Here is a 9,916-nt window from a genome sequence, read left to right on the forward strand (position 1 = left end):
GCATGAGCGACATTGCCGACGCCCTGCGCGTGACCGACCCGAACTTCGACCTCTCGAGCATCGACCCGCAGTCGACGCCCGCGTACGACGGCAAGAAGGCAGACGGCGAAGACGACCTCGCCGATGGCGCCGATCACCTCTCCGAGCTGCAGGAGCGCCTCTTTGCATCGTCGAAGGCGGGCTCGACGCGTTCGGTGCTGCTGATGATCCAGGGCATGGACACCGCGGGCAAGGGCGGCATCGTGCGTCACGTGGTCGGCCAGGTCGACCCGCAGGGTGTGCAGATCACGGGCTTCAAGGCGCCGACCGACGAAGAGAAGCAGCACGACTTCCTGTGGCGCATCCGCAAGGCTGTTCCCGAGCCCGGCATGATCGGCGTCTTCGACCGGTCGCAGTACGAAGACGTGCTGATCCACCGCGTGCACGGCTGGGCCGACGAAGAAGAGCTCGAGCGCCGCTACGCCGCGATCGCCGACTTCGAGAAGGAGCTGCACGAGAGCGGCACCGTGCTCATCAAGGTCATGCTGCACATCTCGCGCGAAGAGCAGGGCGAGCGCCTCCTCGAGCGGCTCGACCGCCCCGACAAGCACTGGAAGTTCAACCCCGGCGACATCGACGAGCGCGAGCACTGGGATGCCTACCAGCACGCCTACCAGCTGGCGATCCAGAAGACGACGACCGACGCCTCGCCCTGGCACGTGGTGCCGGCGAACCGCAAGTGGTTCGCGCGCCTCGCGGTGCAGCACCTGCTCACCGATGCGCTCGAGTCGATTTCGCCCGAGTGGCCGAAGGCCGACTTCAACGTCAAGTCAGAGCGCGAGCGGCTCATCGCCACGGGAGACGTGCCAGAGGCCGAGTGAGGCTGGCGCTCAGCTCGCGTCTTCTGGCAGCGGGTCTGCGAAGGCGTCGCGAATGGGCCTGAACTTGATCTCGGTCTCGCGCAGCTCGGCTGCCGGGTCGCTGCCCTCGACGATGCCCGCGCCCGCGAAGGCCCTGATCGTGCCGTTCGCCGCGACCTCGGCGCCTCTGAGGGCGATCGCCCACGTCGCATTGCCCGCTGCGTCGACCCAGCCCACCGGACCTGCGTAGCGCATCCGATCGAGTCCTTCGATGCGGCGGATGCGCGGCAGGGCCTCCGCAGTCGGAGTTCCGCCGACAGCGGCGGTGGGGTGCAGCGCGTCCATGACCTCGAACACCGTCGCATCGCCGATCGACCCGGTGATGTCGGTTGCCAGGTGCCAGAGGTTCGGCAGCTGCAGCGTGAACGGCTCGCTCTCGGCCGGCTCGACGCCGACCTCGGCGAGCGACGCCAGGGCGCTCTCGACGGCGAGGGCATGCTCGCGGGAGTTCTTGCCGCTTGCGCTGAGCGACTCGGCCGCCTCGGCATCCAGGGGCTTCGTCGCGCCCCGTGCGGCAGTGCCCGCAAGCACGCGCGTGAACAGGTCGCCGCCGCGAACCCGCACGAGCGTCTCGGGGGATGCGCCGATCAGCCCGTCGACGGCGTACGCCATCGCGGTCGGGTAGCGGCGTCTGAGACCGCGGATGACGCTGCGCAGATCGCCTCCGGCGGGCAGGCGCCCTTCGAGATCTCTCGCGATGACCAGCTTTGAGACGTCTGCGGTGCGGATCTGCTCGAGCGCCCCCACGACCGCGCCCTCGTATGCGGCGCCCGAGATGCGGCCGTGCGTGAAGTCGACGCGCATCTCGTCGATGTCGGTCTCGGCGAGCAGGTCGGGCAGGGGAGCGCTCGAATCCTCTTGGTCGAGGGTGATGCGCGTGACCCAGCGGTCGTCGCCTGACTCGCCGATGACCGCCTGCGGAATCACGAGCACGCTCTCGGCCTGCGACTCGTCGTCGAACGCGAAGGCTCCGAAGGCGACGAGGCCGGTGCCGGGCAGCTGCATCGGATCGTCGACGGTGGCGGATGCGCAGATCGCCGCCCAGGCGGCCGCGGCGTCTGCGAAGCGGCTGCGGCCGGTGAACGTGAGGCGCAGCGTCTCGCCGATGCCGACGATGCCCTCGTCGCCCTTCAGGAAGGCGAGCGGATTGCGTGCGTCGGAGTAGCGAAGCGGTGCCGACCCGGTGAACGGCTCGGTGCGAGCGGTGAGAGCGACGGGTGTGTGCACGGGCTCAATTGTATGCGCGGCGCTCGCTGTGAGGCCCGATTGCCAGGCGGTCTAGGATGGAGGGTGTGAGTGCCGCAGACCAGGAGAAGCAACCAGACGACGTTGCTCGTATGTTCGACGACACCGCCAAGCGCTACGACACCATGAACACGCTGATGACCTTCGGTCAGGCGCAGCTCTGGCGTCTGCAGATGACTCGGGCGGTGCGCGTGAAGCCGGGCGAGCGAATTCTCGATGTCGCCGCCGGAACCGGCTCGAGCGCAGCTCCCATGGCGAAGGCCGGTGCCCTCGTCACCTGCGTCGACCTCTCTGAGGGCATGATCGCCGAGGGCCGCAAGCGCAACCCCGATCTCGAGTTCATCCACGCATCGGCAGAAGAGCTGCCCTTCGACGACAACTCGTTCGACGCCGTCACCATCTCGTACGGCCTGCGCAACGTGCAGAAGCCCAAGCAGGCGCTCGCCGAGTTCTTCAGGGTGCTGAAGCCAGGCGGCCGCGTGCTGATCGCCGAGTTCTCGCACCCGCCCGTCGGCGTCGTCAAGCGCGGCTACGAGACCTACATGAAGATCGCGATTCCCGGCATGGCGAAGCTCATGTCGTCGAACCCCGACTCATACGACTACCTGCTCGAGTCGATTCAGAAGTGGCCCGACCAGGGCACGCTGAGTCAGTGGCTCCGCTCGTCAGGATTCACGCGCGTCGCGCACCGCAACCTCAGCATGGGCATCGTTGCGATGCACCGTGGCTTCAAGCCGCGCGACAAGCACCTTCGCATGCCCTTCGTACTGAAAGACAACGCAGAAGACTGATGGCGAGCATCGCAGAAGCATTCGGACTCACTCGCGCACGCTTCGCCCTTCCGGCCGAGCGTGCGGCACTCAACGCCCTCGACGAAGGGCTCGAGCAGGTCGAGAGCCGGCTCACAGACCAGCTGGCAGTGACCGACCCCGTCGTCGACGCACTGTCGCGCTACCTCATGGAGGCCGGCGGCAAGCGCGTCCGCCCCATGCTGCTGCTGCTTGCGGCGCAGCTCGGCGAGGGCGCATCGCAGGAGGTCATCGACGCAGCCATCATCGTCGAGATCACGCACCTGGCGAGCCTGTACCACGACGACGTCATGGACGAGTCGGATGTGCGGCGCGGCGTTCCGAGCGCGCACGTCGTGTGGGGCAACTCCATGGCGATCCTCGGCGGCGACCTGCTGTTCGCGAAGGCGGCCCAGCTCGGGGCGCCGCTGGGCACCGAAGTCGGCATCCTGCAGGCCAGCACGTTCGAGCGCCTGTGCCTCGGTCAGATGCACGAGACCCTCGGGCCCCGCGACGAAGACCCTGTCGAGCACTACATCCAGGTGCTCGCTGACAAGACCGGATCACTCATCGCAGCTGCGGCCGAGCTCGGTGTCGTCGTCTCGAACGCCGACGACCGCTACCGCCAGCCGATGCGCGAGTTCGGCGAGGCGATCGGCGTGGCCTTCCAGCTGGTCGACGACGTGATCGACCTCTCATTCAGCCCCGAGACGGGCAAGCCTGCGGGCACCGACGTGAAGGCCGGCGTCGCGACGCTGCCGACGCTGCTGCTGCAGCAGCGCGGCGACGCAGACTCCGCCGCCCTGCTCGAGCGGCTCGCAGACACAGAATCAGCAGAGTTCGACAGTGCTGTCGCAGCGCTGGCGGCTCACGAGGTGACCGAGCAGACGATGCAGGTCGCTCGAGACTGGCAGCAGCGCGCGCTGCGCACACTCGAAGACCTGCCGCGGGGGCCCGTCCGCCGCGGACTCGAAGAGTTCTCGCGCAGCGTCATCGCTCGAATCAAGTAACCGGAGGCTTCACGAGTGGCACCTATTCGCATTGCAATCGTCGGCGCTGGCCCGGCTGGCATCTACGCAGCCGACATCCTCAAGAAGGCAGCCGCTGACCGCGAAGTCAGCATCGACCTGTTTGAGGCCCTGCCGGCCCCCTACGGACTGGTGCGGTACGGCGTCGCACCCGACCATCCGCGTATCAAGGCGATCATCAATGCCCTGCGCGAGGTGCTCGAGTCAGGCGTGGTCAGGCTGTTCGGCAACGTGCACTTCGGCACCGACATCACCCTCGACGACTTCAAGCGCCACTACAACGCCGTGATCTTCTCGACCGGAGCCTCGAAGGACGCACCGCTCGCCATCGACGGCATCGACCTCGACGGCTCGTACGGTGCCGCAGACTTCGTCTCGTGGTACGACGGCCACCCCGATGTGCCGCGCGAGTGGCCGCTCGAAGCGCGTGAGATCGCGGTCATCGGCAACGGCAACGTGGCGCTCGACGTCGCCCGCGTGCTCGCGAAGCACCCCGAAGACCTGCTGCCGACCGAGGTGCCCGACAACGTGCTCGACGGCCTCAAGGCGTCTCCCGTCACCGACGTGCACGTGTTCGGCCGCCGCGGCCCGCTCGGCGTGAAGTTCACGCCGCTCGAGCTGCGCGAGCTGGGCGACCTGAATGACGTCGACATGGTGCTCTACGACGACGACTTCGGCGTCGACCCCGACGAAGAAGAGCAGAAGAAGAACAAGCAGATCCTCGTGATCTCGCGAGTGCTCGGCAAGTGGCGCGAGCGCGAGACCGGTTCGGCGAGCCGTCGCCTGCACCTGCACTTCTGGTCGAAGCCCGATGCAGTGCTCGGCGACGGCAAGGTCGAGTCGCTGCGCATCGAGCGCACGCGCCCGGTCGACGGTGGCCTCGAGGGCACGGGCGAATTCCGCGAGTTTCCGGTGCAGGCTGTGTACCGCGCAGTCGGCTACTACTCTTCGCCGCTCGACGGTGTTCCGTTCGACGAGATGCGCGGCGTGATCCCGAACGAGGGCGGTCGCGTCGTCGCAGACGGCGAGCAGGTTGCCGGCGTCTACGCGACTGGCTGGATCAAGCGCGGGCCGGTCGGCCTGATCGGCGCCACCAAGTCTGATGCGAAAGAGACCATCGAGGGCCTGCTCGCTGACGAGGCCAAGTGGTGGCAGCCAGAGGCGCCCGAAGAAGACGCCGTGACTGCGCTGCTTGCAGAGCGCGGAGTGCAGTTCACCGACATCGGCGGATGGGCGAAGCTAGACGCGCACGAAGTCTCACTGGGTGAGCCGCACGGCAGGGAGCGCATCAAGGTCGTTCCGCGTGAAGAGATGATTCGCATCTCGCGCGACTCGTAGGCTCACTGCAGTTCGGGCTACTGCAGGGCCGAGCTGAGTCGCGCGACGTTGTCGAACACTCGCGTCACGGCGGGGCGCTGCAGCCAGCTCTCGAGCGTGAGCAGGTGCGACGAGCGACGGTACTGGTCGGCGACACGATTGAGCTCTTCGACCATCTCGCGGCCCTCGGTCAGAACCGATACCTCGAAGTTGAGGCCAAACGATCGCATGTCGATGTTCGACGAGCCGACGATCGCCGCGTCGTTGTCGAAGGTCATGAACTTCGAGTGCAGCACGGTGGGCTCTGAGTAGAGGTAGATCTTCACGCCGTGCCGCAGCAGGCTCTCGTAGTACGAACGCTGCGCATGGAAGGTCCAGAACTGGTCGCCGATGGCGCTCGCGTAGAGTTCGACTCGAACGCCTCGAAGCGCCGCGGAGGTGATTGCGTAACTCATGGTGTCGTCAGGTACGAAGTACGGGCTGACGATGACGAGTCGCTCTTCGGCACTGTGCACGAGCTCGTTGAACACGCGCAGGTTGACCTCGCCGCTAAAGCCGGGACCGCTGGGAATCAGGGATGCCTCGATCTCGCCCGGCCGCTCGTCGGTCTCGAGCACAGAGAGCAGCTCGTTTGACTCGAGCCACCAGTCAGAGAGGAAGAGCGCTTCGAGTTCGGTGACGAGCGGACCGCGGACTTCGATCCAGAGGTCACGCCAGATGAGGCCACGACGGATGTTCTTCTTCCACAGGTACGACGGGTCGATCAGGTTGAGCGAGCCGACGAACCCCACGCGGCCGTCGATGACGACGAGCTTGCGGTGGTTGCGCAGGTCGATGCGCTGCCACTGGCCCTTCCAGGGACGCAACGGCATCATGTAGTGCAGCTCGGCGCCCATGTGCTCGAGGCGCTCGCGCGTCTCTTTCGTGCGCGGGTATCGGACGGCCGTAATGTGGTCGATCAGCACTCGCACTTCGACGCCGCGCTCGCGCGCTCGTGCCAAAGCATCGAAGAGGCGGCGTGTTCTGGTCGACTCGACCATGAGGTAGAACTCGACGTGCACGCGCTGTGTCGCGCTGTCGATGGCGCGCACCATGGCGTCGAGCTGCGCGTCGAACTCGGAGATGACCGTGATGGCGTTGCCGCCCACGTGAGGCATATTGGTCAGTGATCGGTTGAGCTTCAGCACGCCCGGGAACCAGGCCGCTGTGCGGTTGGCGTCCTTGTCGTCCTCGGCGTCGCGAACTCGCGCCTCGATGAGACTCATGATCTCGCGCATTTTCTTGCGTCGCGCTTTTGGCAGCCTCGTGTTGCCGAGCACGCTGAAGATGAGCCACCCGATGATCGGGTTGATCATGATGAGCAGCAGCCAAGCCATTGAGGCAGCTGGCCTGCGGTTGTAGGGGATGATGACGAGCGCGACAATTCTGAGAATCACGTCGATTACGAGAATGATCGTCGTGATGACGTCTGAGCCCGGAAAGTCCAGGAGCGCCCAGAAGAAGTCCACTCGCGTCAGCTAGCGATAGTTGCTGAACTGCAGGTCGATGTCGAAGTCCTCTGACTTCAGCAAGCGAATGGTGTTCTGCAGGTCGTCGCGGCTCTTTGAGCTCACGCGCAGCTCTTCACCCTGGATCTGGCTCTTGACCGTCTTCGGCGCCTGCTCGCGGATGACCTTCTGAATCTTCTTGGCGTTCTCGGTCGAGATGCCGTTTTTCAGAACAATCTCAATGCGATACTCCTTGCCACTGGGGTAGGGGTCGCCGGTCTCGAGCATCTTGAGTTCGATGCCGCGCTTGATGAACTTGGTCTGCATGACGTCGAGAACTGCCTTGACGCGCTCTTCGGAGTTCGCCTTGATCAGCACCTTCTCGCCCTGCCATGAGATGTCGGCGCCGACGTTGCGGAAGTCGTAACGCTGGGCGACCTCTTTGCGGGCCTGGTTCACAGCGTTCTCGGCCTCCATCGGGTCGACCTTGCTTTCGATGTCAAACGATGATTCCATACGGCCAACCTACCGGGTGGCCCCGACCAGGAGGAACTATGCAACAGCTCAAGCACAACGGAGCCACGACCGGCCCCGCCGACAACGCCAGCACAAAGGGACCATGACCATGGCAAAGGCACCGACCATCACCCAATTCAAGTACAAGGGCGGAGTGCTGATCCGCTCGGCCGCACTGTCATGGCGACCCGGGAAGTGGCCACTCGGCCCCGGCTCGGTCGCGACCGTCACCGCCGGACCCAGCAGCGGGTTCTTGAACTCCGCGACCTACCTCACCATCACGACACCCGAGGGAGAAGTGCTCGTGATCGAGGCATGGAGCCGAAGCGAAGTCGCGAAGGCCCACAAAATGGCTGCGCAGATCACCGCCGACGCCCGCTAACCCGGGAACGAAAAAACGGCCCCCGAGCCGGAACCACGAAGGCTCCGACCCGGGGGCCGTTTCACGTCACGCGACGTCAGGGAGTGTTGGCACGATCCACGCCAGGGGCGGAACCAAGCCGGACGATGTGCTCCAACAGCCGATCGACTGCCGGGAGCGCGGACAGCCGAGCCAAGAGGCCCGACGCCGCGGAGAGGAACGCGACCGCCGCAGCGATCCACGCGGGCACGGGCGAGCCCGGCCAGAACTGTTCGACGAACGCCGCGATCTCAGGACCGGCGACGATCGCTGCAGCCACGAGCACGACCGCCGTCTGCAGGGCGGTTCGCGCAGCGGACCGCCAAGGGTGCTGCTGCTGGGTCGATGTTTCGGACATGGGTTACTCCTTCGTGTACTTGGCGTGAAGGTCGTCGACCTGCTGCCGGATCGGTTCAGATTCGGTGATGTGCTCATGAAGGTTCATGCGAACCTTCTCGACGTCGCCGGTCACTTTGGTGACGCGCTCCTCGGTGCGCTTGACGGCGTCCTTCAATGAAGTGCCGTGGTTCGTCGTCACCTCGTGCTCAATGAGCGCGACCCGAGCATCGAGCCCGGGTCGCGCCGTCACACCAGGGCTCGCGGGCGTCCCGACTATGACCGACTCAATAGAGGCGACCCGCTCCATGAGCGACAAACGTCTGGCCATGCCAAGTCGCGGTGGAGCGCCCAGTACGTCGTCGAGGAACCGCGAGAACTTGCGGACCACCGGCACGACCTTCGTCGTAATGAACACGACGACAGACACGACGATGACGACGGCCGCCAGCCAGGGAGCGAGTTCGATTAGTTCGCTCATTGTTGGCACTAGATCCTCCGGTTCACCTCGGCCTGCACGGCGTGGTAGTTGTAGCCCGCCGCTTCGAGGCGACGCTTACGATCGGGGTCGTTACCCCAATCTCCGCGGAGCACCTCGGTCGCCAGCTGCGAGACAGACTTGCCGCCACCGGAGCCGCCGCCACTCAGGCGTCGATTGACCTCGGCCTGCACAGCGTTGTAGTTCGAGCCCAACGACTTCTTGCGCGCGTCGCCGTTGCCGTGCTTCCCGGCCATGACCTCGTCGGCAAGCTGCGAGATGGTCTTGCCCGCTGGCTTCGGCGTGGGCTTCGAGCCGCCGAGCCCGAGGCGTCGATTCACTTCGGCCTGCACGGCGGCAGCGTCATAGCCTGCCGCTCGGAGCTGCTGCGAGCGGCGAGGGTCGTTGCCCCACTTCCCGTCGAGCACTTCGGTGGCGAGCTGCGAGATGGACTTCTTGCCGGTTGCCGGTGGCTTGGGCTTGGGGTCGGGTGCCGGGGCATCGGGCGATCCCAGAAGAGCACGCACTCGAGCGACGAACTCGCGCCACAGCTTGCCGCCGTTGGCGCGCATGAACGTCGGGCAGTTCTTGTCCTCGCTGCTCCACTTGTTGTGCTGGACCATGCGACTGATCGGGATGCCCTCCTCCCGAAGAATCTTCGCTGCGAGCTGAGCAGCGTTCTCGCGAGCCGCCGCACGAGACATGTCGCTGTTGACGCATATCTCGATTGCGATGGAGTGAGCGTTGCCCGTGCCCCATGCGCCGTCACCCGCGTGACGCAGCTGTCGATTGTGCAGGTAGGACTGCACCGCTTCGATAGCGTCAACGCTCCAGTGCCAGGATGCGTGAGGCCAGAACCCCGCCTGCAGGTTGGCGTGAGCGGCGGCGTTCGCGCCGACTGACGTATTCGCAGTCTCATGGATTGTCAGCCACTCGCACCGGTTCGCGGTGCCGTTGGCCATCTGCATCGAGGGGATAAGTTGCTTACGAATCTTGACCATGTGTGTTCTCCTCCTTGTTCGTTGAGGCGTACCGGGCGGCACGCGGTGATGATCGGTTACCCGTTGAGTACCTTCGTGTCCTGCGGCAGTTCGCCACCGGCCAGGCGCTCCCACACGCGCAGGTCCTCCTGGCCGAGGGTCCACATGGCCACGCCGGATAGACCCCAGTCGAGTGCGGCACGGTCGCGCCAGTGCGTGATCGTTTCCGCGTCCGACCAGTAGGCGACGTTCGCGCCGTCACGATCGACGACCAGGACCTGTCCGACCCACACGTCGTGGTCGGTGGCAATGACCCGGACGCGAGCGAGGGTGTCGGCAGCCAGGGGTGCATCGATCCAGTGTTCGTAGACCCAGTCGAGGGAGTGACGGGTCTGCTGAGGGTTTGGTTGAGTCGGGGGGTTTATGCCGCCAGTGTGACGGC

Annotated in this window: 12 protein-coding genes; 5 read left to right on the forward strand and 7 right to left on the reverse strand. The window is 65.6% G+C overall.

Annotated features, from left to right (window positions below; translation table 11 throughout):
- Positions 1–2: 2 nt before the first annotated feature.
- Positions 3–860 (forward strand): polyphosphate kinase 2 family protein, encoded by an 858-nt coding sequence (locus CZ674_RS10345; protein ID WP_086992440.1) that lies wholly within the window; start codon positions 3–5, stop codon positions 858–860.
- A 9-nt stretch (positions 861–869) separates the two neighbouring features.
- Here CZ674_RS10345 and CZ674_RS10350 read toward each other — a convergent pair whose 3' ends face one another.
- Complete coding sequence (locus tag CZ674_RS10350) at positions 870–2,126, reverse strand: isochorismate synthase (protein ID WP_086992441.1); 1,257 nt, start codon at positions 2,124–2,126, stop codon at positions 870–872.
- Between the two features lie 56 nt (positions 2,127–2,182).
- Between CZ674_RS10350 and CZ674_RS10355 the strand changes: the two genes are divergently transcribed.
- From CZ674_RS10355 to CZ674_RS10365, 3 genes are read left to right on the forward strand one after another with little or no spacing between them, the layout of a single operon-like run.
- Complete coding sequence (locus CZ674_RS10355; protein WP_200810088.1) at positions 2,183–2,935, forward strand: class I SAM-dependent methyltransferase; 753 nt, start codon at positions 2,183–2,185, stop codon at positions 2,933–2,935.
- Positions 2,935–3,942, forward strand: coding sequence for a polyprenyl synthetase family protein (locus CZ674_RS10360; RefSeq protein ID WP_086992443.1), 1,008 nt, complete (start codon positions 2,935–2,937; stop codon positions 3,940–3,942). Before CZ674_RS10355 ends, CZ674_RS10360 begins: the two co-directional genes overlap by 1 nt.
- Before the next feature lie 15 nt (positions 3,943–3,957).
- Positions 3,958–5,298, forward strand: coding sequence for an FAD-dependent oxidoreductase (locus tag CZ674_RS10365; protein ID WP_086992444.1), 1,341 nt, complete (start codon positions 3,958–3,960; stop codon positions 5,296–5,298).
- Positions 5,299–5,315: 17 nt separating this feature from the next.
- Here the strand turns inward: CZ674_RS10365 and cls are convergent, their stop codons facing one another.
- Both cls and CZ674_RS10375 read right to left on the reverse strand, forming a co-directional pair.
- Positions 5,316–6,785 carry a cardiolipin synthase gene (cls, locus tag CZ674_RS10370; RefSeq protein WP_234988555.1) on the reverse strand — a complete coding sequence of 490 codons (1,470 nt, stop codon included), beginning with the start codon at positions 6,783–6,785 and terminating at the stop codon, positions 5,316–5,318.
- A gap of 9 nt (positions 6,786–6,794) precedes the next feature.
- A complete protein-coding gene (locus CZ674_RS10375) occupies positions 6,795–7,280 on the reverse strand; it encodes a YajQ family cyclic di-GMP-binding protein (RefSeq protein WP_086992445.1) in 486 nt (161 codons plus the stop codon).
- A gap of 103 nt (positions 7,281–7,383) precedes the next feature.
- On the opposite strand from CZ674_RS10375, the gene CZ674_RS10380 reads away from it, so the two are divergent.
- Entirely contained in the window at positions 7,384–7,662 is a 279-nt protein-coding gene (locus CZ674_RS10380) for a hypothetical protein (RefSeq protein WP_086992446.1), read from the forward strand.
- A 76-nt stretch (positions 7,663–7,738) separates the two neighbouring features.
- On the opposite strand, the gene CZ674_RS10385 is transcribed toward CZ674_RS10380, so the two are convergent.
- The 4 genes from CZ674_RS10385 to CZ674_RS14195 form a co-directional block, all read right to left on the reverse strand.
- Positions 7,739–8,038: a hypothetical protein gene (locus CZ674_RS10385; RefSeq protein ID WP_086992447.1), complete on the reverse strand. Its 300-nt coding sequence runs from the start codon at positions 8,036–8,038 to the stop codon at positions 7,739–7,741.
- A gap of 3 nt (positions 8,039–8,041) precedes the next feature.
- Positions 8,042–8,497 carry a hypothetical protein gene (locus CZ674_RS10390; RefSeq protein WP_086992448.1) on the reverse strand — a complete coding sequence of 152 codons (456 nt, stop codon included), beginning with the start codon at positions 8,495–8,497 and terminating at the stop codon, positions 8,042–8,044.
- Positions 8,498–8,505: 8 nt separating this feature from the next.
- Entirely contained in the window at positions 8,506–9,495 is a 990-nt protein-coding gene (locus CZ674_RS10395) for an N-acetylmuramoyl-L-alanine amidase (RefSeq protein ID WP_086992449.1), read from the reverse strand.
- Positions 9,496–9,551: 56 nt separating this feature from the next.
- A partial coding sequence (locus CZ674_RS14195; protein WP_200810089.1) for a hypothetical protein occupies positions 9,552–9,916 on the reverse strand: 365 nt, incomplete at its 5' end.

The sequence above is a fragment of the Agrococcus casei LMG 22410 genome, from assembly GCF_900163565.1.
Lineage (GTDB): Bacteria > Actinomycetota > Actinomycetes > Actinomycetales > Microbacteriaceae > Agrococcus > Agrococcus casei.

Coding starts and splice junctions, on each gene's coding strand:
- CZ674_RS10390 (WP_086992448.1), bottom strand. CDS start 8,497: ATGAGCGAACTAATCGAACTCGCTCCCTGGCTGGCGGCCGTCGTCATC.
- CZ674_RS10355 (WP_200810088.1), top strand. CDS start 2,183: ATGGAGGGTGTGAGTGCCGCAGACCAGGAGAAGCAACCAGACGACGTT.
- CZ674_RS10345 (WP_086992440.1), top strand. CDS start 3: ATGAGCGACATTGCCGACGCCCTGCGCGTGACCGACCCGAACTTCGAC.
- CZ674_RS10375 (WP_086992445.1), bottom strand. CDS start 7,280: ATGGAATCATCGTTTGACATCGAAAGCAAGGTCGACCCGATGGAGGCC.
- CZ674_RS10360 (WP_086992443.1), top strand. CDS start 2,935: ATGGCGAGCATCGCAGAAGCATTCGGACTCACTCGCGCACGCTTCGCC.
- CZ674_RS10395 (WP_086992449.1), bottom strand. CDS start 9,495: ATGGTCAAGATTCGTAAGCAACTTATCCCCTCGATGCAGATGGCCAAC.
- CZ674_RS10385 (WP_086992447.1), bottom strand. CDS start 8,038: ATGTCCGAAACATCGACCCAGCAGCAGCACCCTTGGCGGTCCGCTGCG.
- CZ674_RS10380 (WP_086992446.1), top strand. CDS start 7,384: ATGACCATGGCAAAGGCACCGACCATCACCCAATTCAAGTACAAGGGC.